At 62.6% G+C, this 26,108-nt stretch carries 20 protein-coding genes and 1 pseudogene; 5 read left to right on the top strand and 16 right to left on the bottom strand.

The window, feature by feature from the left end; translation table 11 throughout:
- Positions 1 to 53 precede the first annotated feature (53 nt).
- Both ACIGJG_RS14935 and ACIGJG_RS14940 read right to left on the bottom strand, forming a co-directional pair.
- Positions 54 to 833: an N-acetylmuramoyl-L-alanine amidase family protein gene (locus ACIGJG_RS14935; RefSeq protein ID WP_140952067.1), complete on the bottom strand. Its 780-nt coding sequence runs from the start codon at positions 831 to 833 to the stop codon at positions 54 to 56.
- 4 nt (positions 834 to 837) lie between these two features.
- Positions 838 to 1,221 carry a lysozyme inhibitor LprI family protein gene (locus tag ACIGJG_RS14940; protein WP_041680058.1) on the bottom strand — a complete coding sequence of 128 codons (384 nt, stop codon included), beginning with the start codon at positions 1,219 to 1,221 and terminating at the stop codon, positions 838 to 840.
- Between the two features lie 365 nt (positions 1,222 to 1,586).
- On the opposite strand from ACIGJG_RS14940, the gene ACIGJG_RS14945 reads away from it, so the two are divergent.
- Entirely contained in the window at positions 1,587 to 2,171 is a 585-nt protein-coding gene (locus ACIGJG_RS14945; protein WP_140952064.1) for a hypothetical protein, read from the top strand.
- On the opposite strand, the gene ACIGJG_RS14950 is transcribed toward ACIGJG_RS14945, so the two are convergent.
- On the bottom strand, positions 2,110 to 3,057 hold the full coding sequence (locus ACIGJG_RS14950) for a LysR substrate-binding domain-containing protein (RefSeq protein ID WP_181184514.1): 948 nt from the start codon (positions 3,055 to 3,057) through the stop codon (positions 2,110 to 2,112). The genes ACIGJG_RS14945 and ACIGJG_RS14950 overlap by 62 nt on opposite strands.
- 98 nt (positions 3,058 to 3,155) lie before the next feature.
- On the opposite strand from ACIGJG_RS14950, the gene ACIGJG_RS14955 reads away from it, so the two are divergent.
- The 4 genes from ACIGJG_RS14955 (at position 3,156) to ACIGJG_RS14970 (ending at position 6,279) form a co-directional block, all read left to right on the top strand.
- Positions 3,156 to 4,487 (top strand): D-serine ammonia-lyase, encoded by a 1,332-nt coding sequence (locus tag ACIGJG_RS14955; RefSeq protein WP_483672481.1) that lies wholly within the window; start codon positions 3,156 to 3,158, stop codon positions 4,485 to 4,487.
- A 203-nt stretch (positions 4,488 to 4,690) separates the two neighbouring features.
- Complete coding sequence (locus ACIGJG_RS14960; RefSeq protein ID WP_483672482.1) at positions 4,691 to 5,137, top strand: hypothetical protein; 447 nt, start codon at positions 4,691 to 4,693, stop codon at positions 5,135 to 5,137.
- 13 nt (positions 5,138 to 5,150) lie between these two features.
- Positions 5,151 to 5,567 (top strand): glycine zipper family protein, encoded by a 417-nt coding sequence (locus tag ACIGJG_RS14965; RefSeq protein WP_483672484.1) that lies wholly within the window; start codon positions 5,151 to 5,153, stop codon positions 5,565 to 5,567.
- Positions 5,568 to 5,880: 313 nt separating this feature from the next.
- Positions 5,881 to 6,279, top strand: coding sequence for a hydroxyquinol 1,2-dioxygenase (locus ACIGJG_RS14970; protein ID WP_483672485.1), 399 nt, complete (start codon positions 5,881 to 5,883; stop codon positions 6,277 to 6,279).
- A 216-nt stretch (positions 6,280 to 6,495) separates the two neighbouring features.
- Here ACIGJG_RS14970 and ACIGJG_RS14975 read toward each other — a convergent pair whose 3' ends face one another.
- The 13 genes and pseudogenes from ACIGJG_RS14975 to ACIGJG_RS15035 form a co-directional block, all read right to left on the bottom strand.
- Positions 6,496 to 7,032, bottom strand: coding sequence for a DUF6496 domain-containing protein (locus ACIGJG_RS14975; protein WP_483672487.1), 537 nt, complete (start codon positions 7,030 to 7,032; stop codon positions 6,496 to 6,498).
- Between the two features lie 1,139 nt (positions 7,033 to 8,171).
- A complete protein-coding gene (locus ACIGJG_RS14980) occupies positions 8,172 to 8,390 on the bottom strand; it encodes a CPCC family cysteine-rich protein (RefSeq protein WP_220631053.1) in 219 nt (72 codons plus the stop codon).
- A complete protein-coding gene (locus ACIGJG_RS14985) occupies positions 8,387 to 8,893 on the bottom strand; it encodes a hypothetical protein (protein ID WP_181184511.1) in 507 nt (168 codons plus the stop codon). The genes ACIGJG_RS14980 and ACIGJG_RS14985 overlap by 4 nt, the downstream gene beginning before the upstream one ends.
- Before the next feature lie 92 nt (positions 8,894 to 8,985).
- Entirely contained in the window at positions 8,986 to 9,240 is a 255-nt protein-coding gene (locus ACIGJG_RS14990; RefSeq protein WP_011299067.1) for a DUF7660 family protein, read from the bottom strand.
- 9 nt (positions 9,241 to 9,249) lie between these two features.
- Positions 9,250 to 11,523: a DUF637 domain-containing protein gene (locus ACIGJG_RS14995; protein WP_220631054.1), complete on the bottom strand. Its 2,274-nt coding sequence runs from the start codon at positions 11,521 to 11,523 to the stop codon at positions 9,250 to 9,252.
- A gap of 206 nt (positions 11,524 to 11,729) precedes the next feature.
- The gene (locus ACIGJG_RS15000) at positions 11,730 to 12,137 is read right to left on the bottom strand and encodes a hypothetical protein (protein ID WP_011299069.1); all 408 of its coding nucleotides are present in this window, start codon (positions 12,135 to 12,137) and stop codon (positions 11,730 to 11,732) included.
- A gap of 19 nt (positions 12,138 to 12,156) precedes the next feature.
- A complete protein-coding gene (locus ACIGJG_RS15005; RefSeq protein ID WP_258234705.1) occupies positions 12,157 to 12,282 on the bottom strand; it encodes a hypothetical protein in 126 nt (41 codons plus the stop codon).
- A gap of 19 nt (positions 12,283 to 12,301) precedes the next feature.
- Positions 12,302 to 12,691, bottom strand: a complete 390-nt coding sequence (locus tag ACIGJG_RS15010; RefSeq protein WP_011299070.1) for a barstar family protein — start codon at positions 12,689 to 12,691, stop codon at positions 12,302 to 12,304.
- Positions 12,692 to 12,696: 5 nt separating this feature from the next.
- Complete coding sequence (locus ACIGJG_RS15015) at positions 12,697 to 13,047, bottom strand: guanyl-specific ribonuclease (protein WP_207206575.1); 351 nt, start codon at positions 13,045 to 13,047, stop codon at positions 12,697 to 12,699.
- 292 nt (positions 13,048 to 13,339) lie between these two features.
- The gene (locus ACIGJG_RS15020) at positions 13,340 to 13,693 is read right to left on the bottom strand and encodes a hypothetical protein (protein ID WP_011299072.1); all 354 of its coding nucleotides are present in this window, start codon (positions 13,691 to 13,693) and stop codon (positions 13,340 to 13,342) included.
- Positions 13,690 to 17,184, bottom strand: a pseudogene (locus ACIGJG_RS15025) (DUF637 domain-containing protein); the annotation flags it as partial. The gene ACIGJG_RS15020 and the pseudogene ACIGJG_RS15025, both read right to left, overlap by 4 nt.
- Positions 17,185 to 17,566: 382 nt before the next feature.
- The gene (locus ACIGJG_RS15030) at positions 17,567 to 25,177 is read right to left on the bottom strand and encodes a polymorphic toxin type 22 domain-containing protein (RefSeq protein WP_483672488.1); all 7,611 of its coding nucleotides are present in this window, start codon (positions 25,175 to 25,177) and stop codon (positions 17,567 to 17,569) included.
- Positions 25,178 to 25,287: 110 nt separating this feature from the next.
- Positions 25,288 to 26,106 (bottom strand): peptidylprolyl isomerase, encoded by an 819-nt coding sequence (locus ACIGJG_RS15035; RefSeq protein ID WP_140953392.1) that lies wholly within the window; start codon positions 26,104 to 26,106, stop codon positions 25,288 to 25,290.
- Between the last annotated feature and the right edge of the window lie 2 nt (positions 26,107 to 26,108).

The following is a 26,108-nucleotide window of genomic DNA, read 5'->3' on the forward strand; positions in this document are numbered from 1 at the left end:
TTGCGTCGATCAAGCCGGATCGGCAATTGCGGATTTCCCGTGTCGTCCTTGTGTCACCGCTGCAAGTCGCCCGATCGAACCCTCGCCACATACCGCCGAACGGCCGTGACAACCGCATTGGCCATACTCGCCTGATTCCCCGGATCACTGACATACCCCTCATCACCGGGATCCACGATCACGCCCGCCTCCAGCAACACAGCCGGCATGGCGGTGTGCCGCAGCACAGCGAGATCATCGAATCGATAGATCCCGATATCGGGCGCCAGCAATTCCCGCGACTCCCCGGCAATCGGCTCCGCATGATGCAGCGTCGGCGCCCTGCCCAGCTTGCGCATTTCTTCGCCCAGCATTTGCGCGAAAGCGTAGCTTCCCGCGAAGCTGGGATTGCGCTGCGATACGAAAACTGAATACCCAGCGATCGGCCGCGTGGTCCGGTACGCGTCACGGTCCTCCACCCTCACCTTTTCGAGATACTGCATCTGCGCCGAGTCGTGGTGAATGGACAGGAACAGGTCCGCCTGCCGTGCATTGGCGATCCGGGCGCGTTCCTCGAGCGACAAGTTGTCATCCGGACCACGGGTCAACGTCACGTCGAACCCTGCCTGCGTGAGCGCCTGTGCCACCTGCGACGCCAGCCGATCGTTGTAGCGCACCTCATAGACGCCGCGAACGCCTAGCGCTCCACCCTGCGCCGGCGTGTGGCCGGGATCGATGACGATCCGGAACGCCCGCGCACCGGAGGACAGCGGCGATGCGGTGGCCAGCATCGGCACACAAGCCGCCAGCCATGCCAATGCGGCGCGGCGGCCCGTTGAGATCGTCCGCGCCATGGCGTCAGTTCCAGGACTTCTTGCTGATCATGTCGTTGCGGCAGGTGCCCGCCTTGCACTCGCGCACGCGGTCGCGCAGGTACTCCGCGCGGTCGCGGTTCACGCGATAGTTGCAGTCCACGTCAATCGCCCCGCTCGACTCGCACGATGCGTCGCGGTACTTGATCCATTCCAGCTGGGTGTCCTTGAGCTTCTGCTTCGCGCCATCGGCGATCAGGCCACGCAGTTCGGTGTAGCTGGCGTTCAGCTCCTTGTCGGATTCGAGGAACAGCTTGGCGAAGCAGTACGTCTTGTCGTAGCTCGTGCGGTATTTGTCGCACTCGTTGGCGGCGTGGGCGGCGACAGGGGCCAGAAGGGCGAGAGTCAGGGCGGAGAGGATGGCTTTCATGGAGTCCGGATTGACGTAGGGAAAGAATAGGCTGTCGGCGATCAAACAATCGCCATCTGCGGGACAACAGCGCTGCAGTGTATCTGCGCAGACCAGCGGCTGCATCTGGTTATGGCACGTCTTCTCACGACGAGCAACAAGTCCCCGCGATAACTTCCTGTGTCAGCGGGCCATCAGGATCCTTGTCAAATCGGACTGACCTTCGCAGCGATGATAGTGGCGAGGTTTCGCCTGGCCTGGGCCCCGTTCCCAGGCACCCCACCAAAGAGCTATGCAACTCCGCGCGACTTCGTCGTTAGGAATGAAGTCGTAAGCCGGCCTGCAGCGGCCGCGCGCTCGCGGTCTCCTGACACGCCTCAACCTTCATGTCTACGCGTTCCCGTTTCCAGCTTTCCAGCTTCCTGCGCTTCAGCACCGATATCCGCACCAGCTCGCGCGCGCGGCTGCAGGATGCCGACCAGCGCATCGATGCTGCACGCGAACGGATCGAGCGCATCAAGCAACAACCCGGACAGGTTGAGCCCGTTGCATGTCATGCGCCGACAACGGCCCCACGCCCCGCACTCGCATGCTCCGCGCGGGTAATCGGGATGGCGGCTTGCGTCGTCCTGGTGTTGGCCGCCGCCGCGTTCGCCGCCGAACAGGTGTTGAAGCTGCAGCTTTCACTGCCGGTGTCGACGGCTGTCGGCCTGGCCTTCGTTGTTGCCACCCTGCTGTCGATGAGCGTGACCTATCGGGTCGAGCGAGCGAACGCGCGCCTCGTCGACACGTACGCGTTGCAGGCGAAAGGGTTCGCGGCGTCTGCCGGTCGGCTTGCGGCGCACGCGGACCGGCCAGCCGACGCCAGGCAGCAGCACAGTCAGACGATCGAAGCGCCGCGAGCGGCGCCTAGCGATCCCGCGAAAGCGTCTCCATCCGCATCGCATCAAACCGCGCGCACTCTGCCTTGAGCCATGCCGAGAAAATGGTCACACGCCGATCATCCGGATTCCGGGAAAGCAGCATGTAGCGCGCCGGCGCGCGTACGTGCTGGCGGAACACATTCACCAGTCGCCCGCTCCTGATCTCGTCATAGACCAGCGCCGTACGTCCCATCGCCACGCCCTGGTGGTTCAGCGCCGCGCTGATGGCCAGGCTCGACAGATTGAATTGCGGCCCTTCCAGATGCGCCATCCATGTCGGATGAAACGCCTCAAGCCATGTGCGCCATTCCACGAACTCGGCCGCACCGACCCATGGCGATGCGTCGTGCAGCAACACGACGCCGTCGAGCGACGTCCCCTCGGCTAGCTCGCGATGCTCGGCGAGATACTCAGGCGTAGCCACCGGAACCAGATACTCGTCCAGCAAGACATCCGCGTGCAGCCGGCTGTAGCGGACCGGGTCGTAACGCACCGCCACGTCGATGTCTTCCGTGTCCATCGATTGCCTGTCCAAAGCCTGGAACTCGGCTTTCAAGCGTACGGAAACGTCCGGCTGTTCGCGGTGGAAATCGGTCAGGCGCGGCATCAGCCATTGCAGTGCAAACGACGGCAGGCAATTGACCTGCAGCGGCGCGTTCGGCATGCCGAGTCGCTGGATGGTCTGCTGGATGTCATGCAGTGCGCGCGTCGTGGTCTCGAACAGCGCCTCGCCCTTTGGCGTCAGTTTCAGGCTGCGCGGCTGGCGCACGAAAAGCACGTAGCCGAGACGGTCTTCCAGATGGCGAATCTGCTGGCTCACCGCGCTTTGGGTGAGGTTCAGCGATTCGGCGGCCTTGGTGAAGCTCAGCAGGCGCCCTGCGGCTTCGAAACACCGCAGCGCGCCGAGGATGGAGGAATCGAGCTGCATGGCTATTAGCCAGACTAATGCATGCGTTAGAAACGATCGCTATTCTTGCACGGCTGCGGCCTTTACGATTTCTTTCGGTAAGGAATTTTCCGGAGAATGACCTGATGGTCACCCTGTCCCTCGCGCCCGACCTATTAGCAAAACTTCAATCGAGACAACCGCTGCTTTGGCTGAATCCGAGGTTGGGACAACCGCTGCCGGCTACCGCCCCATCCTTGGAACTGATCGCAGCGGCGGAAGCACGTCTTGCACGCTGCGCCCCGCTTATGGCGGCGCTGTTACCCGAACTGGCGTCCAGCCATGGGCAAGTGGAATCGCAATTGATGCCAGCCACCGGCCTCCAATACGCGCTCGGCGAAGGCGCCGAGGGCGCGTGGTTCATCAAGCGTGACGACCAACTCCCGATTGCTGGTTCCATCAAGGCCCGCGGCGGCTTTCATGAAGTGCTGGCGATTGCTGAATCCATCGCGATCGAACACGGCATGCTCGACCCGGATGGTGACCGCCGCGTGCTGGCAACAGAGGCGGCGCGCAAGCTGTTCTCGCAATACTCGGTGACGGTCGGCAGCACCGGCAACCTCGGCCTGAGCATCGGCGTGATGGCGGCGGCGCTCGGATTCGATGCGGTGGTGCATATGTCCGCGGACGCCAAGGGGTGGAAGAAGGACCGCCTGCGCAAGCGCGGCGTGCGCGTGGTGGAGCATGAAGGTGACTACGCGCAAGCCGTGGCAGCGGGCCGCGAACAGGCATTGGCAGCGCCACGCTGCCATTTTGTCGATGACGAGCGCTCCGCCCTGCTGTTCTTCGGATACGCCGCCGCGGCACGTCATCTGGCGCGCCAACTGGCCGAAGCCGGCCGCGTCGTGGATGCCGCGCATCCGCTATTCGTCTATCTCCCTTGCGGGGTCGGCGGCGCGCCCGGTGGCATCACGTATGGGCTCAAGGCACTGTTAGGCGACCACGTGCATTGCTTCTTTGCCGAGCCCGTGGCCTCGCCGTGCGTACTGGTGCAGTTGGCCTCCGGCTCGGATGATCCCGTATCCGTCTACGACATCGGCCTCGACAACCGGACCGATGCCGATGGTCTCGCCGTCGGACAGGCATCCCATCTGGTCAGCCCGTTAATGGCTTCGCAACTCGCTGGCGTGTTCACGGTCCCCGACGATCCGCTCTATGTTCAGTTGCTCGCGCTCAAGACGTCGATGGGTGTGGAAGTCGAACCATCAGCGGCGGCCGGCATCGGCGGCCCGGGCTGGTTGCGCGACTCCCCCGAAGGCCGAGCGTATGTGCGCGATCACGGGCTCGACATGCGCGACGCGACGCATGTGATCTGGGCTACCGGCGGCTCGCTCGTTCCGCGAGAAGAGCTTCACCGGTTTCAGGCTTACGCGGCCGCACTGGCCCATGTGCCTGGCGCGATGCATAAGGCAGCCTGACGCTCGCGATCTCCGTGTTTTTCCGTGATCGCCTCACCGGCGTCATGTGCGCACTATCCTGAAATGGAGGGAACGCCGGAGAGGAAATCGGGACGGGTTGCTGGAATAAATTTGACCTGTCAGGCGTTTACCAAAAGGGAGGGATAGTCCGGCGCGGGCCCCGAGCGACCCGGCCGTGAAGCAGCAAGGCTGGGGGACACATCATGAACGGGCGCAGGCTTTGCAAGATCGCCCTGGCATTCGTGGCTGGAGCGGCGATAGCCGCCAGCGGTCCGACGCTGGCGGCGGGTCGTGGGGGCGGTCGTGGTAGTGGTGGTGGCGGCGCAGGCATGCACGGCGGCAGCTTTCAGGGTCACGGTGGCTTCCACCAGGGCGGCTTTCATCATCATGGCTTTCACCATGGGCACGTAGCATTCGTGGCAGGCTTCGGCTGGCCGGGCTGGTGGGGATATCCATACGATGGCTGGCCATACCCCGGCTCCTACCCCGCTTACTACGCGCCGACGCAATACATCGAGCAAGGCGATGGGTCGGACGTCGCGTCGGCGAACGCGTGGTGGTACCGCTGCGATCAGCCTAGTGGCTATTACCCGTACGTCCAGGACTGCCCGGGCGGCTGGCAAACGGTGCCCGCCCAGCCGTCGCCGTAATCCCAACGTTCACATGAAGCCGCGTTCCGTTCCTCTCCTGATGGTGGCAGTGCTCGTTCTGGGCGCTTGTACGGCGATGCCGTCGGGCCCCAGTGTGATGGTGCTGCCCGGCAGCAATAAGACGTTTGATCAGTTTCTCGGAGACGACCGCAACTGCCGCCAGTTCGCGCTAGGCCAGGTGGGCGGCGCCAGTTCGCCTCAGGCCTCCAACATGGCAGCGGCGGGCACTCCAGCGGTCGGCACCAGTAGCTCGGGCGATCCGGGATACGGTGCACAGTACCGGTATGACGTTGCCTACATCCAATGCATGTACGCAAGCGGACACCGGGTCCCCGTTTACGGCCAGATGCTGGGTGCGCCGCCCGCGACGCCGCCTGCGAACTACAAGCCAGACTTCCCGCCGCCGGCACCGCAGGGGAATGCGCCCTGAGTGGTCTGGCGGTTCTTCTGCCCCGAGCCATCGCATGTCTGCGTGCTGCCACAGGCACCGGCGGACCAGGATGATGAGGCTCCTTCGATACTTTCATCACGCGAAGCCTTCAGCGCTACGAGGACGGGATGGGGTCCTTGTACAGTTCTGTATCACGCCGCACCAACGATACGCGCACCGACAAATCCGGCCGCAAGTTTCTACAGGCGCGATACATCGGTTTTCTTTAATACGTTCCACGGGCCCGCAGCGAGTTGCAATGATGCAGTCTCCACCGGACCCATACCCTCTCAAACGTTAAAGGAAGCCGATCATGACTACCCACATCACCAAGCGCTTTGTCCTCGCCATCGCCCTCGTTGCCGCTGCAGCGGGCGCACAGGCCGCCAGCCTGTCGTACACAGGCGCACGCGACCCGTTCACCGACGGTGCCCGCGCCGTCAGCGATGCACCTGACCCGTACACCGAGGGTGCGCGCTCGGTGCAGGAACCGCGCAACCCGTTTGTCGATGGGGCACGTAACGTTGATCCGTTCCTGGATGGCGCGCGCTCGCTGGCTGGCCTGGACCGGACGGGTACCTCGGCGGCACCGGCTCGCAGCGTTGATCCGTACTACGACGGCGCGCGCTCCCTGGCCGGCCGGGATCAGACGTGGCCGTCGAACGCTCCGGCGCGCAATGTTGATCCGTATCTGGATGGTGCGCTGGCGTGATGCTGTGCTTCCTTCAGGCTGGCGAATGCTCGAAGACGTCCGCTACGACATTTGCGCGATGTGTCGGCTAATGATCCACGGCGTCGACGTACGTCCGCCATTGCGTCGTTCCGCGTGAAGGGCTCGCAGTGGCCCCTGTCGGACGAAGTGCGGTTTGACCGCGATGCCGAAGTCGCAGGCTAGGCGAAGATCAGGTGATCAACGCCTTGCCCCGACCTAACGGGGCTTCTGGACTGTCCGTTTCTTCGCCGCGCGCGTGCGCGCAGCCTTTTGGGCCGCCTCGGATCGGCCCGCCGCACCCTTGGTCTTGGCAGCCTTCTCGGCGGCCGCGGAGCGATCTGCCGCAGTACGCTTGCTGGCCGCGCTCTTGGCCTGGGCTGACAGCGCCTCATGCGAGGCACCGGCCGTGCTCTCTCGCTTCAGGGCCTTGGTAGCGGCACTGCGACGCTTGGCCGTGCTTTCCGAACTAGGCCGCCTTGGCGCCCTGTCGCCGGTACTCTTGGCGGCGGGCTTGCCGGCACTCTTCTTTGCCGCTACTGCCTTGGACCCCGTCTTGGGCGGCGGCACGTCCACGCCTGCCCGGCGCGCTTCCGACAAACCGATGGCGATGGCCTGCTTGGCGGAACGCACGCCATGCTTGCCATGGCGAACGGCTTCGATCTCGTCGCGGACGAAATGGCCGGCCTGGGTGCTCGGTGCCTTGCCCGAACGCTTGTCCGCCTTTGCCTGGGCAATGCTGGATGCTTTTGGCATGATGGTCTCCGTGGTGTTTGCGGAAGGTTTGGGTCTTCCGCATATGCCATGCCATGGCTTTAAGGCATGGAGATCGTCACTCCTGAGAAACCTGCGGTGGAGTTGCTCGCGAAAGCTGCACTCTGGACGTCAAATCTACAAAGTTGCAGGCCGCTATTGGATTAAGGCAGCTATTCTTCTGGGTGACCGTGTAGCCGCCGTCGGCCTCATGGACACTTGTGGCCCATGTATCTCGACTTGGGAATCGCAGCGGGGCTTGGGCGTGGATTCAGAGGCATCGCTCACAGTAAGGGGGAAAGATTCCACCCCGGACTACCCAGTAGCCCCTACGCGAATTCTCCCCAGAGGCCCCTAAATGGTGGCTCTGGAGCAACCAAACGCCATACCTCGCCAGAGGTCTTACACCGGTACCAACGCTCTTCCACCCCGAAAATGAGATCGCTGCTCGGTTCGCTTACAGGAACCTGCTCAAACTCCCCAGCATCTACTTGAGCGGCAATCCACGCGCAAAAGAGTGCATATTCACGCGGCGACTCAAATCCATGGATAGACTCCCAGCCACACGAATTCATAGCCTTTTTATCTACGAAGAATCAACTTTAAAATTCAGGGGAAAACTTCCCCGCCCACAGGGCTCAGCTCATATATTGAATGGCCGCCGTCAAGTCCAATATTTGTCATGGAAGAGATGATTCTTATGTCGGAATGGCACCATTCTTACTCTCTTCGGATCAACCACCAACGACACCTGGTCTCTGGCTCCAAGATAACGATCGCATCCGCTCTCGCACCACGGATGTCAAAATAGGCCGTACCCCAGCACCTGACGCGTCACAATATAGCTCAACCTTCGTCGTCCGTTCGCTGACCAGATTAAGGACTTCGTGCCCAGTGCACCAGGCAGGCTCAGCGCCGCGCAGCCCAGTAACGTTACAGGTGGATCCTTATCTCATACTCGGGTCCCAACTCCGTCCTCAACTGGGCGGCAAGACGAAGACCTTCGTGCTTGAACTCAGCATCCGCCTCGGAATTTTCGAATCTCGAGTCCGGCGGATAGTCCATGTTTAAGGTTTCGTCGTACTGGCGCGCCTCCCCGATTGGAAGCGATGACGAGCCAGGTAGCCGAGGCCATAGAATCCCTATTCTGAGTTTCTGGAGATTTTATTCTGCCAAAGTATCCGCGCTTCTCTAAGGCTGCAAGAATTCGCCCCGCCCGCATAGTCTGGGGCGGCTGATTGCACTGGGTCATCCTCCCACCCGCAAATCGTGCATATCTCGTAGACGCCTACTTCATCGAGCGTAAAGCTGCCGCAGCAAGGGCATGAATTTAACTCGCGGCCTTCAATTATCTTGATCATTGCTTGTTCCAGTAGCCAATTCCATCCTGCGGCCGAAACATTGTTCTGGGAGCACCGTCTGCAGTCTTAGTTGCAAAAGTATTCGTTGCTGGGTCATACAGCAGTGTATCCCCGTTTGGACGTGTTTTCACTAACGTGCCCGCTGGCGGATTCGTTACGAAATTCTGCGCCCCCTGGACGTACTGCACTGAGTTCTGATATTCGGGGAATTCAGATTGGTGCTTGTCCCAATGACCATATGCGTTCTCCACTGAGGACTGGTTTTTCTTTGACGACCAGAAAGAACCTGCTCCGCCAACCACCGCACCGAGTGCAGCATCGACCGTTCCTGACACATCGATAGGCGACAACCCGGATAGTGCAACCGCCGTTGTCGGAGAAGCACCCGACGCTAACAGCGCTTGCTGAGTCTTGGCCTGCGCCAAGGCATTGGCAGTGTCATTCCATCGCCGTACAGCGGTAGCAGCAGCTGACGAATTCTGCGATGGCAGGCTGCTCAGCAAGAGCTCACAAGTGGCGACGCCTCGATGGTAGCCAGAAACGATGAACCCGGCCGAAGCCGGGTCCGTCAAGGCTAATCACGCCATAACTTGCCCTATTCGTAAACTCTAGCTGCCAACAATATGTCAGCCAACGTCCGCCAAGTCGGCATGTCTGGAATAGGCTGGCCAGCATTCTTGTAATACCCATCCATATCTCTAATCCAGGCTTCCATCGCAGCAAGGAACCCTTCTAGGCTAACGTTCTCCCATTCCTGTGGATTTCTCACTAGGTCATCAAGGAGCGCAGCGACAAGGTCTGCAAGCCGCTCCTTCGAATCAATTTCACCGATCTGATCCTGCAGATTCATCTCCGTCTCCTATTGCTTTGGAACACCCCTGATACACACAATGCACCCTTGGTTCGGCGTTGTAAATTTCCACACTTGACTCATTACTTCCTGAGCCGTTGCGGGCGTTATGTTGACCATAGTACCGGCTTGCGAGGTCACAAACAGCCTTCGATTGTCCAGCGTATAGAACAGCCCATCCTTTTCAAACACGCGTATCGGTGGCAAGCTGGTAGGTGAAAGGCTCCCTGATTGCAAGGCTCCAATTGCATCTTGTAGAGATGTCCCATTGGAGAACGTCGAACCAATACTACTTTGCGTGAAGCGAATCGAGTTTGGATCTGCCAGCCCACTCAGGGTACTCGGTACGCCGCTATCTTTGACGAGTTGCCCTTCCAAAGCCCTAGCAGCATCGTCACCAACAGACCTCATTGGGCCCAAGAGACCAACACCCTTGAGGGTGCCAGTGGCCAGCCCCTTGAGGAGCCCAGTACCAATCAAGTCATCCGGCGAGAAAACCGGCAGCTCAAGCCCTTGGGCCTTCGCTTGCGCGATCTGCCAACTCTTGTCCAAGACCTGGCAGTCTGCAGAGCCGCTGGCGGACCCACAACCCAGGGACGTCTTCTGGTCCTGAACCCAGTTGGCTAGGGACTGGCAACTGCTTCCCTCACACCTGGTCAGGCCATCGGCCAGAATGTCGTTGCTTTTCTGATCTTTCTCCGCGTAAATGTTGGCTGCGGCACACGACGACCAGACGCCGTTCGCACATTCTCGCTTGGCCTTCTCAAACGCTTGCCGATCTTTCGGGCTGGCCGCCTCATTCTGCGCCGCACCCGCCGCAGCGATTCCATTCTGGCCCAGTGTGTTGGCCAGGGTTCCGCCGGCCAGCATTGCTGTACCAATCACGACCGCCTGGTTGATCGAGTTGGCCCGGTCGGCATTGGTCTCGATGCCCAGCGCACTACCCACCAGCGGCGAGACGACCGCACCCGCAGCACCACCGATGGCGCCTGACTTGCAATCAGCGCCACTGGCAGCAACAGCAGCACAGCCCAGTGCCGCGTGCTCGGCGATGTTCTGCCAGGAGCCCGCCTCGGTGGAGGCGCCGATCGCATTCGCCGCAAGCGCTGCGGACTGAGCAACTAGACTGCCAGCCAGCGCCTTCCCGAAGCTGCCGCCGTAGACGGCCGTATTCACCCCAGCGTTGATCAGGGCGGCACCCACCATCCCCATAGCTTGCTGGGCGAGTGTGCCGGTTGCGCCGTCCTGTGCGGCCTGCAATACGCCGCCAATACTGTTCGTGCCGGCCAGATTCGCCAGGCTGTTGGTGCCCTTCAGTACGGTATCAAAGCCATTCACCCCAAAGCTGCTGCCATCGAAGGTGATGCCGTTGGTCAGGCCTGCTGTCGCGGCACCCACCAGCCCTGCGATGGCTACCTTCCCGAAGTCCAGACCTTGGCCGGATACCAACTGACTGGCCACACTGCCTGCCATGCTGGAGAGTGCCGCAACCATCATGGCCTGTGCCAGCGTCATGTTTGCGAGTGCAACGCCCATGGCCGCCGCAGCAGCGCCAGCAGTCACAATGGACGCTGCCACAGCAGCAACGATCGCAACGACCTGGCCAATCGGCCCAAGTCCCTTGTCTTGCTTGATGAAGTGCGTGTGGATGTCATCGCTGACCGACCCCTCGGTGTAGTCCACTCCGAGGTTGCTCTTCAGCTGCGCGATCAGCGCGCTGGTCGCCGCCTCGTCCACGCTGCCGTCAGCACGCAGGATGCGGAGCGCATCGTTGACCGCATTGATGCTATCGGCCTCGATGTTCATGTGCATCGCGCTCATGAACCCGCCCGGCTGCACCTGCGTGCCGGTGTACTCCATCCAGCCGCCGCTCACGCCGTACGCCGACTTGCCGATGTCCACCACATTGGGCGACAGGTCCAGGCTGCCCGCCTTGACGCTCAGCGTGTCACCGGCCGACACCACGCCGCTGTTGCGCAAGTTGCCTGCGATGTCCAGGCTGATGTTTTCGCCCGTGATCGTGCCGCCCGTCGGCTTGGTCAGCGCCTGCGCATAGCCTTCCGGGAGGTAGACCTGCGGCACCAGTGCATTCACGCCCGGGCACACCACGCTGCTCGCGGTGTTGCAACTCGGGTCGGGCACCGCCTGCTCCACGTACCAGAGCATCGGCTTATCCAGCTTCGCCACCTGCTCCGGCGTCAGCGCCGTGCCCAGGGTCAGGTTGTGCTCCTTGGCGTAGTCCGCCGCGTTCTTGTACAGGGCCAGCTTCTCCTGGTCGGTCACCGAGAGTTGGTTCTGGCTGTCGTAGGCCAGGCCGTTGATGAAGCTGGCCTGCCCCGTTTGTTGCAGCGCGCGTAGCTATCGGTCTTTGGCCCCAACGCGGGTTTTGGGCTGCGCAACGGAAAGCCAAGCACGCCCACCCGGCGAGGCGCAGGTCTATCCGAGCATCGCTGGGTCAGCTGCAGGGTGTTGCTCCAAATCCCGACCACCTACAGAAACACTTCGACTACTGATTCTTTGGCTTGGGGCATAGCAAGGAAGCGCTTCCACCCTTCTAGAATCAGCTTCCATTCGCGCAAGGAGAAATGGCCTTCCTCTGTTCCCACCCAGTCTTCATTAGCCTCGATATCGACCTGCACCCCTTCACGAGTCAACGTAAGCGTGACGTCGTTACCACCAGTCTCCACCTCTTGCTCCAGTCCACCTTCGACCGCACTAAGGAAGCTGAGCAAGCGATCACAGTCTTCGATGGTCTGTGCGATGGCGCCAAGGACACCGCAGACGTATCTGTTGTAGCGCGGAACGTCAACTCCCCCAATTGCAATCGGGTGCCAGTGAAATACATGCCCTGCAGCGGGGTGAGTTCCGCCGTCCAAATAGGAAAACACCAACTTCATTACGTCTCCTTAAGGCACCTTAGACGACTGGCACACCAATGGCATCCCGGATCAGCGGCGCCGCCAGCGCACTGGCCGCCCCGCCAAATGGCACGGCACGCGCAATCCCCTCTGTCAGGCTCTGCGCCACACCCCAGCAGCGCATGGCTACTCTAGCGCGAGAGTCACCATCCGTCGCAGAGCAATCGTTCGACAGTCTCCTCTTCCGATTTGGCGAATACAACATCGAAGTGATGTGCCTCCTCCGGGCGCCAGTCAAGAACGGAGTCGCGCAACAAACGCAAATAGATCTTCAGATCCGACTCGGGCAACATCGGAAGCTCGGGATGAATGAGCACGATGTCATGTTCACTCATCCAACTGAAATCACGGAGGCAGTCAAACAGCGCATCCCAATTCGAGCCAAAATAGGCCGGGAATGCGAGCACGGACGCAAGCGCTTCCAGTAGAACACTCTTCGTTGCGATGCCAGTTGGGAGCACGGCAACGAACGCGTCCTTCTGGTGGTAATTGTGAAGTTCCTCCTCGTAGCGAAAAGGATGCGCGATTTTCATGGTATTCACCTTTTCACGGGAGTGAACGTCTTGTAGTGATCGGGTGTGTAAAACACCTCGCCATTTTTCCCAGTCACGATCCGCTGAGGACCAACACCCTTCACATTGGGTGTGGGAACAACATATTCGGTGTAGTAACCCGCTGGCTGCTGCGGCAACAGACCTTCATTATTGTTGAAGGTGGTGCCGTCATTGCGTGACGGATATTTTACGCCGCTCGAGATTCGGTCCGGCGTCGGTTGAAGGTCAACAGTGCCTTCGTAGACGTTTCCAGTAGCACGGTGAGGGGCCGATTCGTAGACGAAGCGACAGGGTGAAGCAATGTGGCTCCGACGGGACAAAGGATGCCAGATCACATTGATCGCAAGTTATGCCCTGCACCACAGCATGCATGGTCGAACTCCTATTTCCTTACGTTCAAATGTCCATTGCTAATCTTGACGCGTTGACCGGTTATTGAATTCACGCTGTAAGAATCAAAATTCACCGGCACGCCTGTCTTGACGAATGGTGATGCTTTCTCCGTAGGGAGACGGTGAACTCGTGTTCACGCGATTGCCCCGACGCGGTTTCCATTCCCAGATTTGGCCCTAGACAACGGCGCCGCCAATGCACTGGCCACCCCACCAATCGCCCCAACTGCGCAACTCAGTCGCTCATCAACTCAAGCGCGATTTCCAGTTTTTCTCTCACCTGACGCGAATGAGGCTTTCGCCGGAACATTGCAACATCAATGGTGTCTAGCGAGACATCCTCCTCGCCATCTAACTGTCCTCTACGAATCTCTACTTTCACAATCGTTGACAGGCTGGTAAGTACCCAGAAAATGTCTTCCGCCTGCTCCGGTAGCCACTCCAGAATGAATGCATGATCAAGCGTCGGCAAGAAACGACGCAGTGCGAGACCCAAGGCATTCGCTCCGGTTTTCGAACACAATTGTTCGGAAGTAACAAGAAGCTCCCTTTGAATCGATTCCCTTTTTTCAACTTTCTTTGCTCTCATTTCAGCTTCCCGGGAAATGCCGTTACTAGGTTACCGTACTTGTCTGTAATCACAGTCATTGTGGACGTCGGCTGGTAGTTATTAAACTTGTCGGCTCCCACCACCTGCCCGGCATTTACTTCACGGACGTAGTTGATGTCATTACCGCTTGGGATGGTACGCGTAACAGGTGTCGACACGGTGGTTCTGCTCTGCAGCAGTTTCGTAAGATCACTCTCACTAATCGTAAACTGGCTTGCATTCACAGTCGGATCAAGATGTCGATCGCCAATGTGAGCCATGCCAGCATTGGTCACGTTGATCCTCGACTGTACTCGACCAGGTACACCGCTAGAGCTACCGCCACCATCAGAATCGACGCCCGTCACGCCCTTGATCGCCCCGAACAAGGCCACGTTGCCGACGATCGCCTTCGCGACGAAGGCGTCCACCGGGTTCGAGGAGTCGGCCGTGCCTTGCTGATACCGCTGCAGCGCTCCGTCAAGCTGCGTCGTTGTGTAGCTATTGCCCTGTGATTGGCTGAGTCGTCCCAGATAATCACGTGCCGCTACATTGGCATCCTGATGCGCGATCGCCTGACCATAGGCCTGCTGGTAGAGACCTCGTTCTTGCTGCCGTGCGGCGACGCAGTCAGCGCTACTGCCGCACTTGGCCGCGATCTTGTCATCGCTCAGCGCCCCAATCTGCTGCTCCAAGAACGCAGCATTGGAGCGGCACGACACCGGGTCGACGCAGTCTCCCAGCGCCTTCACGTTCGCCTGGAAGCGCGGATCCTTGACGTTCTGCCACTTGCTTGTGGTGTTGTTCAGCGCCTCGTTCTGCGCCGCCAGTGCCGCCGCGGTGGCATCCTGGCCCAATACAATCCCAGTCGTCCCACCGACCAACGTCGCCAGTCCCACCGTAATGGCTTGTCGAACCCTGTCGTCGCTGTAATTCAGTACCGGGCTATCCGCGTAGATCGCATCACGGATCAGCGGCGCCGCCAGCGCACTAGCCGCCCCACCAATGGCACCGCCGGCGCAGTCGCCACCCGTCAGACTCTGTGCCGCACACCCCAGCAACGCATGACTGAGAGCATTCGCCATGACAGTGCCCGGCGTCGCACGGTCCGCACCGATACCCGGAATCGTCGCACCAATCGCATTGGCGCCAACCGCCGCCACATCTCGCACGATCCCGTTCGCAAAGGCCTGCCCAAAGCTCCCGCCATAGGCCACCGTATTGATACCGGCACTAATCGCCGAACGCACCACACTCGCGGCCACCGCATTCGTCAGGTTGGACTGGACCGCGGCCCAGTCGCCGACACTGATGTTGGTGCCAATGCTCGACACCCCGGCATTGGCAAGCCCCATCGCTCCTAGGGCGCCCTGCGTCAGGCCGGCCGTGGCGGCCGACACCAGACCGGATTTCAGCGCCGCGCCGAGATCGACCGAACCGGTCATGATGACCTGCCCCACCATGCTCGACAGCGTGCCGGCAATCAGCCCGGACACGGCCATCGATATCGCGGTGCCAACAGCAGTTGCAGCAAATGCCGAGCCCGCCACGGCGCCAACCACGGCCAGACCAGCCCCTGCGGTCACGATGGAGATTGCCACGGCCGCCGCGATGGCGATGACCTGGCCAATCGGCCCAAGCCCCTTGTCCTGCTTGATGAAGTGCGTGTGGATGTCATCGCTGACCGACCCCTCGGTGTAGTCCACTCCGAGGTTGCTCTTCAGCTGCGCGATCAGCGCGCTGGTCGCCGCCTCGTCCACGCTGCCGTCAGCACGCAGGATGCGGAGCGCATCGTTGACCGCATTGATGCTATCGGCCTCGATGTTCATGTGCATCGCGCTCATGAACCCGCCCGGCTGCACCTGCGTGCCGGTGTACTCCATCCAGCCGCCGCTCACGCCGTACGCCGACTTGCCGATGTCCACCACATTGGGCGACAGGTCCAGGCTGCCCGCCTTGACGCTCAGCGTGTCACCGGCCGACACCACGCCGCTGTTGCGCAAGTTGCCTGCGATGTCCAGGCTGATGTTTTCGCCCGTGATCGTGCCGCCCGTCGGCTTGGTCAGCGCCTGCGCATAGCCTTCCGGGAGGTAGACCTGCGGCACCAGTGCATTCACGCCCGGGCACACCACGCTGCTCGCGGTGTTGCAACTCGGGTCGGGCACCGCCTGCTCCACGTACCAGAGCATCGGCTTATCCAGCTTCGCCACCTGCTCCGGCGTCAGCGTCGTGCCCAGGGTCAGGTTGTGCTCCTTGGCGTAGTCCGCCGCGTTCTTGTACAGGGCCAGCTTCTCCTGGTCGGTCACCGAGAGTTGGTTCTGGCTGTCGTAGGTCAGGCCATTGACGAAGCTGCCCTGGCCGGTCTGCTGCAGCGCCGCCTGCTGGAGTTTCTGCCCTTCGGTGTACGGGTCGTAGTAGAAACTCACGTTGCCCGGGCGCAACTCGGGCGGCAACTGCTTGAGCAGTGCATCTGGCGTGATGCCGGCAAGCACCGAGGTCGCGGCCGACGGATTCACATACCGGGCGCGGTCGCCATTGGGAGCCGGCCCCGACAACGGGTTGCCGCCCAGGTTGGCCGTGAAGTGCCAGTCGATGGTCGACGCGCCACTGGTCGTCGGTGCGCCAGGCGTCGTCACGATGACCGGGCTGAACTGCCACGGCTGGGTCGGATCGGTGGTCGGCGTGCCCGGCGGCAGCGAGCCGGCCGGCATGGGCGGCGGACCGAGCGAGATCACCTGCTTGGGCGTCGTCGAAGGTGGCGTCGGCTGGTTCGGGTTGGTGTAGCCATTGATCAGCGTTGCACCCGTCACGTCCACCTGATTGCCCATCAGGTTGCCCGTATTGACGATCTGGCCGCTTGAGGCGACCGTCAGCGCGTTGCCGGCCTGGATCAGCGACTCCTGGCTGCCCAGTACCGCCGTGCCGCCGGTGCTGTGGGTCTTGTCCGATCGGAACGCCCCGGCCTTCTCGACCCACAGTCCGGCCCAATTGGCGTTCTGCAGCAGGCTGGTGTTGTCGACGCCGCCGGTCATGTTGACCGTCACGTTGCGTCCGCCCGAGATCATCCCACCGTTGTTGGCCAGCGTCGTGCCGGACAGGCTCACGTCACGCGCGCCCTGGATGATGGCGGCAGGCCCGGCCGCCACGGTTTCGTCGGCCGAGCAGTTGCTGCCCTTGTAGCTGCCCCCGGCGTTGCAGCCGCCGGCGTAAGACGGATTGAGGTTGCCGTAGTCCTTGTGCAGTGTCACCGGATCCATGGCCTTGTTGACCAGGCTCGGCGCGGTGACCGACACATCGCCGTTGACCGATTGGATGGTACCGCTCTGGTTGGTGACACTGTTCCCAGCGGTCAAACTGACATTGCCCTGCGCGGCCAGCGTGCCGTTCAGGTTCCGGATGTTCGCCGCTTCGATGGTGAGGCTCTGGCCAGCCCCCACGGTGTTGTTCTGTTGCTGCCAGCTCAGATCATCGTAGTGCGGGTTCGGGTTCGCGACGGCCTGCAACTCTAGACACAGCTTGGCTTTGCAGGCCGTCAACACCCCGACGCGGGTGCCGGTGGCGGCTTTTTGCCCCAGACGCGGTTTTTGCCCGCGCAATCCGGTTTCCTTAAAACGAAATGCGCGCCCGCGTGAGCACGCGGATGATGGTTGCGTCTAGCCTGGCCTTTATTGCCCTCCAGAAACGACGAACCCGGCCGAAGCCGGGTTCAGCAAGGCTTTCACAACATCAATTCAGTAATTTTTCGATGACCAAGTATCCAACAAACACCACAGCTGCACCGACCAATATGCAATAGACGGACTTTTCTGCCTTGCTCATCCGTTTCCATTGCTCTGGCGATGGCCCTCCTCCTACTGCCGGCATTTCTTCCTCCTATTTCGAACCGGTACCCACAGGAATCGAATGACTCCAGGGCACAATCCCGAATGTCTTTCCGCCCGGTGTGCCTATCCCAAGCTCGATCGCTGTTGCGCCACCGTAGGCATGCGTTACCGCACCAACCACGTTGAATGGGAAGGGGGTGGGGATAGACACAAACGCTTGATTGCCATCTCCATTCAGGAAAGAGTTGGTTGCTGCTGCTCCTTGCGCTCCCCAGATCCAGCCAAGTGTGGCACTACCCCCAGGCGACCAGGATATGGCAGAAGGATTGCTCTGCCCCACACCGAAGGCGAGATACTTCGTACCATCGACAAGATTTATCACACCGCCAGCCGAACCCGACAATATCCCAACGTTCAGTGTCGCGTAATTTGGCGACACTGTTCCAAGCGCCTGTTGCGCATTCTCCCCCTGTGCCTGCAGCATCGTGCCTAGCAACTGCGTGTTGCACGGCTGACTGCCATTGCCGCAGGCTGCTGTCAACGCAGATCCCCCGAAGGATTTTGGTGTCGTATTGTGGACTTGCTCCGAGTTGTTCAGAGCCTCGTTTTGTGCAGCACTTGCCCCAGCCACCCCGTTCTGACCTAACGCTTGCGCCAAACCACCGCCAGCAAGCATAGCAATGGCGGTGATTGCTGCTCGATCCCCCAAAGTCAGGTTTGCAGCGCCGCCTGCCTGATCAACGAGTGAACCAGCCACGACAGCCGATGTCGCCCCGCCAATGGCCCCACCTGCACAGCCTGTGCCAAGTGCCGCCGAACTGGCGCAACCTAACGCTGCGTGAACCAGCACATTGGCAATTTGAGTGTCTGCCGTTGCCCTGTTATCACCAATGCCCGGAATATCCTCACCGATGGCGTACGCCCCCAGCGCCGCCCCTTGGGTGATCAGGTTGGTCGTCAGCGCATTGCCAAAACTGCCGCCATAGAATGCGTTACCCACACCCGCAGTAATCAACCCGGTGCCAAGGATTGCGGCACCTTGCTGCCACAGCGCACCGGTTGCGCCATCCTTTGCGGCTTGCATGACGCCGCTGGAATTGCTGACGCCTGCCAGGCTCGCCAGGCTTTGCGTTCCCGAGCCCGCCACATTGACGCCGGTGTTGAAGCCAAGGCTGCCGGTGCTGTCGACCGTAATGCCGTTGGTCAGGCCCGCCGTGATGGCACCGACCGCTCCCGCCTCCAGCACCTTGCCGAAATTGATGCCTTGGCCCGACAGTCCTTGAGATACCGCGCTGCTGGCCATGCCAGCCAGCGCGGCCGATGCCATGACGTTGCCCAGGCCGGCAGAGGCGGTAGCCGTCGCAGCGGCCCATGTGCCGCCTACCGCCGCCGCTTCAGCGGCACCTGCCGCAGCCGTTCCTGCCGCTGCAGCACCAGCAGCGCCTGCCTCCGCTGCGGCGGCCGCACCAATCGCATAGCTCGCCGCGCCATAGGTCACGATGGCGATAACAACCGCCGCCGCCATGATGGCCCAGCTCGGCAGCGCGCTTTCCTTCTTGATGAAATTCTGGTGAATGTCATCGGTCACCGTGCTGGCGGTGTACTGCTCGCCCAGGCTGGCGCTCAGCTGCGCAATGAATGCCTCGGTGGCCGCCTGGTTGGTCGTACCGTCCGGGTTGGTAATGCGGAAGGCATCGTTGACCGCGTTAATGCTGCCGGCCTGGAGGTCCAGGTTGGCCGCACTCATGAAACCGCCCGGCTGCACCTGCGTGCCGGTGTATTCCATCCAGCCGCCCTGGACCCCATAAGCCGACTTGCCGATGTTCACGACGTTGGGGTCGTTATCGATGGTGCCGGCACGGACGACCAGCTTGTCGGCGGCCATGACGGCCCCGCTATTGCGAATCTGACCGGCAATGTCAAGGCTTACGTCATTGCCGACGATGGTCCCCCCGGTGGACTTCGCCGTCGCTTGCGCATAGCCTTCGGGCAGGTACACCTGCGGGACCAAGGCTGTGACGCCCGGGCACACCGCGCTGCTCACCGTGTTGCAACTCGGGTCCGGCACCGCCTGCTCGACGTACCACAGCATCGGCTTGTCCAGCGCCGCAATCTGCGCAGGCGTCAGCGCTGTGCCAAGGTGGATGTTGTTCGCCTTGGCGTAGTCGGCGGCGTTCTGGTACAGCGCCAGCTTCTCCTGGTCCTGGACGGAAAGCTGGTTCTGGCTGTCGTAAGCTAGACCGTTGATGAAGCTGTTGTGACCGGTCTGCTGCAAGGCGGCCTGGTCCAGCTTCTGGCTTTCAGTGTACGGGTCGTAGTAGAACGTCACGCTGCCCGGCTTCAGGTCCGCCGGCAACTGGGACAACAGGTAGTCCGGCGTCACTCCAGCGAGCACCGCTGTGGCGGGGGACTGATTCAAATACTGCGCGCGGTCGGTGTTGGCGCCTGGCGCGTTGAGTGGGTTGCCGCCGAGATTGGCCGTGAAATGCCAGTCGATCGTCTGCGGGCCGCCCGTGGTTGGCGTGGCGGGTGTCGTGACGATCACCGGGTTGAACTGCCACGGCTGGGTCGGGTCTGTGGCCGGAGTACCCGACGGCAGCGAGCCGGCCGGCACGGGGGGCGGCCCGAGCGAGATCACCTGCTTGGGCACTGTGGACGGCGGCGTCGGCTGATTCGGGCTGGTATAGCCGTTCAGCAGCGTGGCGCCGCTCACATCCACCTGCTGGCCCATCAGGTTGCCGGTGTTCTGGACCTGACCACCAGCGGTCACCGACAACACATTGCCCGCCTGGATCAGCGACTCCTGGCTGCCCAGCACCGTCACGCCGTTGGTGCTGTGGTGCTTGTCCGAACTGAACATGCCAGTCTTTTCGACCCACATGCCCGCCCAATTGGCGTTTTGCAGCAGGCTGGTATTGTCCACCGCACCGGTCATGTTGACCGTCACGTTGTTGCCGCCCGAAATCATCCCCCCGTTGTTGGCGAGCGTCGTGCCCGAGAGCGCGACATTGCGCGCCCCTTGGATGATGCCGGCGGGGCCTGCGGCCACGGTCTCATCGGCCGAGCAGTTGCTGCCCTTGTAGCTACCGCCCGCATTGCAGCCGCCCGCGTAGGACGGATTGAGGTTCCCGTAGTCCTTGTGCAGCGTCACCGGGTCCATGGCCTTGTTGACCAGGGTTGGCGCGGTGATTGACACGTCGCCGTTGACCGACTGGATGGTGCCGCTCTGGTTGACAACGCTGATGCCGGCCGTGACGCTCACGTTGCCCCGCGCGGCAAGCGTGCCGTTCAGGTTCTGCACGCTCGCTGCCTGCACCGTCAGCGTGCCGCCTGCTGCCACGGTGTTGTTCTGCTGCTGCCACGTCAGGTCATCGACATGCGGGTTCGGGTTCGCGCACGTGGTCGAGCCCGGCATGCACCCCGGCGTGGTCGTGACCTTGGCGTCGTAGAAGCCCTGGTTGGTGAAGGTCCCAGGCGTGGTGATGGTGATATTGCCAGCCGCTGCCAGGTCACCGGCATTGGTCAGGTTGCCCGTGCCGTTCAGGGCCAGGTTGCCACCGACGATAATTTGGCCGGCCTTGCCGACGCGCTCGGTCACGCTGGTCTGGACCAGTCCCGTCACAGTCGAGCCGTCAGCAGCCTTGCCGATCACGAAAGGCGTGTCGACTGCCGTGGGGATGGAGCAGCCATTGTCCCCTCCGCTGCACTGGGGAATCGTGAGCGGGCCATACATCAACACGTTGCCGGGCGCAGCCAGTCCCCCCATCGAGGTGCCGCCGATGGCCTGCAGTTGCGTCAGGAATGCCGACAGGCTGGCCTGGTTGACCGTGTCGGTCACGCCGTCGAGCAGCGATGCCGAATGGCCGTTGTCGAGCGCCCCAACGTTCAGCGTGGCGTCGCCTGCGGCCGAAATGACCCCGCCTTTGTTGGAGAGCGACGCAGCGGTCATATCCAGCTTGCCACCGCTGGTGATCTGGCCGGCAACGCCCTCGGTCTGCTGCATGACCTTGCGGTCCACCGTCACGGCAGACAATGGCACGATTTGTTGCCAATCAGCGGTCAGATCGGGATACCACGTCGGGTTCATCCCAAGGTGCCACATCAGCACCCATTGCGACGAGCCGTTCAGGTCGCCCGTCGGCACCTCGACGTTGCCTAGCAGCAGCGGAATGGTGCCGTCCGAATTGCGGATCAGGTCGCCGAGGGTCAGGTTGACGGGCGGTCCCGTCATGGTGGTGTTGCAACCGGCGTCGCCGTAACAGTTGGTTTCCGCCGTGGCATGGCTGCCAATGACCGTCGAATTGACCAGCGCATCGTTGATGACCTGGCCGGAAACGCTGCCCGCATCGACCGGCGTGCCACGGTCATTGATGACCTGCTGCGCGGCAATGTGCACGTCCCCCACCGCGCCGATCACGCTGGCGGTGTTGTTGAGCGTGCCGCCGATGTCGATGGCGAGGTTCTTGCCCGCCTGCGTGGTGCCGCCCCGGTTGTCGTAATCGCCGCCGGTGATATTCAGGTTACTCAGCGCCTCGACCGTGCCAGAGTTGACCACGTTGCCGGCCAGCGCCAGATCGCCGTCGGCGTGGATCGTGCCGGAGTTGCCAACCGTGGACCCGGACATCGTGAGGCTGCTGCCTCCGACGATGTTGCCCTGGTTGTCCAGCGTGCCGCCGGTGGTCAGGGTCAGGTTGCCCGCGCCCTGGAGCGTGCCGGTGTTGCTGATGCCCTGCGCGCCGTTGAGCACGGTATTGGCGGCACCGGGCGTCGTCCAAGTGCCGATGTTGTCGATCGATTGCGCCGCGAGCGTGACCGTGTTGTTGGCGCTGATCGTGCCGGTGGTCGCCGCTGACAGGTCGATTGCCTGGTTAGGCAGGTTGACCGTGGCGTTGTTGCCCGCCAGCACTTGCCCAGCCGCGTTGTTAAAGCTGCTATTGCCGCCCGTCACCGTCAGTGTCAGGTCGCCCGTGGGCGGACTCTGGCCGGTCAGGTCACCCGCGAACAGCGTGCCGCCCGCGTTGCTGATGAGCGCACCGGTGGTGACGTTCAGCGTCTGCACGCCAACGATTAGGCCTCCCGTGTTATCCAGCGTATTGCTGGCCGTCAGGTTGACGGTCTGCCCGCCCAGCGTGCCCCGGTTCACCACATCGGCCATGTCGACGCTGACCTGATTGCCGGCGAGTGTGCCCAGGTTACCCAGCGTGCCGCCGCTGGCCGACAAGGTTTGCTTGGCGACCGTCGTACCGGCGTTGACCAGCGTCGGCGCGGCCAGCGTCACGTTGGTGGCCTGAGTGTTGCCGATGAGCGCCACGCTGTTGGTCGCCGCCGCGTCCAGCGCGCCGGCGACCACATTGTCCTGGATCGCCGCCGAGCCGAGTGCGATGTCCTTGCCGCGCAACGTGGCATTACCGCCCACGTAGGGCAGCGCACCGACCGTCAAGTTCTGGCCTGCGCTCGCGTTGAGGTCGCCAACCGTCAGCACGCCTCCGCCCAGTGTCGTGTTCTGGCCGCCGCTGATGGTCGCATTGCCGAAGCTCAGCAGGCCGCCCGTGACGGTGGCCGAGCCATTCGTCGCCTGAACCGTGGTGTTCCCGCCGCTGCCAACGCTGCCCGTTACGGTCGCGTCCTGCGCCGCCTTGATGGTGGCATCGCCATTAGCGGAAAGCGCGCCATTGACCGTCGCGCTACCGCCGGTGGCCGTGATCGTCGTGTTGCCGGCGCTTTGCGCCTCACCGCCCACCGTCACGTTTTGCGCGGCGATCAGGGTCAGGTTGTCGTTGCTGCTGACCTGGCCGCTGGTGCTGATGCTCCCTGTTTGTGCGGTGACGTTGATCGGGCCGGTGGAGGTGACCTGCCCGCCCAGGTTCGCGTCGGTGCCCGCATTCACGGTCAGCGAACCGGGCGAGACCACATCTCCAGTCGTCGTGACACTGCCCGTCACGCCGGTCAGGCTCACGTTGCCACCCACACTGCCCGCCGCGCCATGGACAGTCAGGTTGCGCTGGGTCGTCAGGTTGAGGTCCTCGGCCGACACCACGTTGCCATCGATGGTGGTGTCGCGCGCGGCGCCCAGCGTGATCAGACCCGGCGAGGTCACGTCGCCGCCAAGGTCGATATCGCCCTTGCCGTCGTTGCCCGCCGCCGTCACCGTGACCTGCGAGCCCGATACGGCGCCACCCACGTCCACGCTGCCGCCCGCGGCAAGCATCGCCGCCTGCTGGGCGGTCACGCTACCCGCTCCGTTGATTGAGCCGCCCGCGCTCACCGTCACCGCCTGGTTGGCGCTGAGCGTGCCGCCCAGCGTCGCGTCCCGGCCCGCACGCACGGAGTAGTTGCCTTCGGACTGCCCGTTTCCCGCGGCATCGATATTGCCTGCGGCGTTAAGGGCGACGTCACCTTTGCCATAGGTCTTGCCAACCTTCAGGTTGCCGGCCGAATCCAGCGTCAGGTTGCCCGCGGAGGCGGCCAGGTTCCCGTCAGCGCGCACGCCCACGCCGGCTGCCGTCGACAGGATCGAGATCTGGCCCGCCGTCATGGCGCCAAAGGCCGTCGCGTCGATCGCCAGGCCGTTGGCTGCGGTGGTGTTTGTGCTGGCGTTGTTCGGGCCGGTAGCTGTCGTGGCGAAGCCCGTGCCGGCCGGTGCCACCAGCTGGCGCCCGGCCACCACGTTGATGTGGTTGCCGGCATAGAGCGCGGCATCGATGCCGATCGACTCGGCAATCAGGTTAACGTTGCCGACGGTGCCTTCGATGCCAACGCCGTTGGGGTTGCCCGGCGCCGGGTTGGCGATCTGAATGCGCCCGCCTTCGACGAGGAAGCCGGCGGCGGCAGCCGCATCGAAGCTGCTCGGGGCGCCTGTCGTGGACAGGAACTGGGGTACGCCCGTGGTCAGCGTGACCTGTGTCGCATTCGTGAAGCCTGCGCCGCTGGTATAGACGCCGCCGGGCGCGGCAATGACCAGCGCCGCAGGCGCGCCAAAGACCTCCACGGTACCGTTGATCTGCGCCGCGGCCGAACTGGTGACCTGATTGATGATCAGGTTCGCAGGCCCAGACCCGGACAGATTCGGGTTCGCCGCAACCTGGCCGCCAAGAAAGGTTCCACCGCCGGTCGTGCTGTTGTTCAGGATCAGGCCGACCGGATCGACCACGAACGCCCGATACTGGTTCAGGGAGATACCCGCCGCGTTCGGCGTGGTGATCCCGACCACCGGGACGCCGCCTTCAGGTGCGCCCGGTCCCGTAGTCGCGGAGATCGTCGGTTGGAAGCGGATCGGCGCCGTCGGGTCGACGATGGGCGCGGCATTGGCCTCGCGCACGCCGAAGCTGACTGCCACCGGCAGGTGGTTGACCGCCCAGCGCAGCAAGCCCTGACGCATTGCGCCCGCAAGCACCGCCGGTGCATCGACCGCAACGGCGCCCGCGGCCAGAACGCCGGCTGCCTGCCGCGCTTGCTGGAGCGACACCTGCAGCGGAGCCAGCCACAGCGTCACTGCCACCAGGCCGGCCAGGGCACGTCCCGCCACGCTGCGGCGGGTGCGCTCGGCCATCGAGACACCAGGCGCCATGTCTGACGTTGCGTCACCCTGCAGCGTGCCAATCTGGGCTGCGGTTCGGTTCTGTGCTGCGGGGGCCGTCGCGGCCGACTGCTTGCGGGTCATGGAAATCCTGACGATGCGGTTCGCTGCTTGTTTTGCGTCGGGGCTGGCCTGGCGCGTTGGCTCACGCGCCAGAGCCAGAATGGCGAGGCGTTGCTCGCCGTGCTGCCCGCTTACTGGGACACCTTCGCCTTGGCCAGAAGCTGGGTGACCAGCGCCGTAGTTGCGCGCTCGAGGGCCTGCGCCTGCAGCGCCTGCTGGATGCCTGGCCTTGTCTGTTCGAAGGTCGGCACCTGCGTCGGGCGCGCCTCGTCCAGCTTCATCAGGTAGTAGTGGTTGTTCCAGGCAATCGGAGTAGCCGTCACCGCGCCCGCGGGCAACGCTGCAAGCGCCTGCGCAATCGGCAGCGGCAGGTTCTGTGTCTTGCCTTCCTGCACCGGCACCTTGAAGCTGATCCAGTCCATCTGCCCGCCGTTGCCCTTCGACGGTGCGAGGCTCATGGCCTCCGCCACCTTGGCGAAGTCCTCCCCACCCTTGATGCGCGCCAGCGCCGCCCTGGCACCTGCCTCGTCGCCGACCTGGATGAGGCGCGCCTTGTACTCCTTGTCGCCGAGCGTGGCCACGATGGCGTCGTAGCGGGCCTTGACGTCGGCCTCGGTAACCGGAGCCGGCTTGATGCGCTCCTTGAGCCAGGCCTGAGTGAGGATGGCCGCCTTGGCGTCACGAATGGCCTGCTGCACGTCGGGCCGCGATTCCAGGGATTTGTCCTTGGCGGCTTCCTGCCGGAACAGCTCGCGTGCGATGAGTTGCTGCGTGATCGCGCTGCGTGCCTGCGGCGTGTCCGGCAGATGTGCCTGTTGCAAGGCCGCCGTGATCTGGCTGTCCGGGATCGCCACACCATTGACCGAGGCGGCATGCGCAGCCGGCAGACCAAACTGCAGGCCGACGGCCATGGCGGAGGTAATCAGCAGGCGGGTCGCGTGGGATTGCATGG

The organism is Cupriavidus sp. C1SS-2L (genome assembly GCF_057073735.1).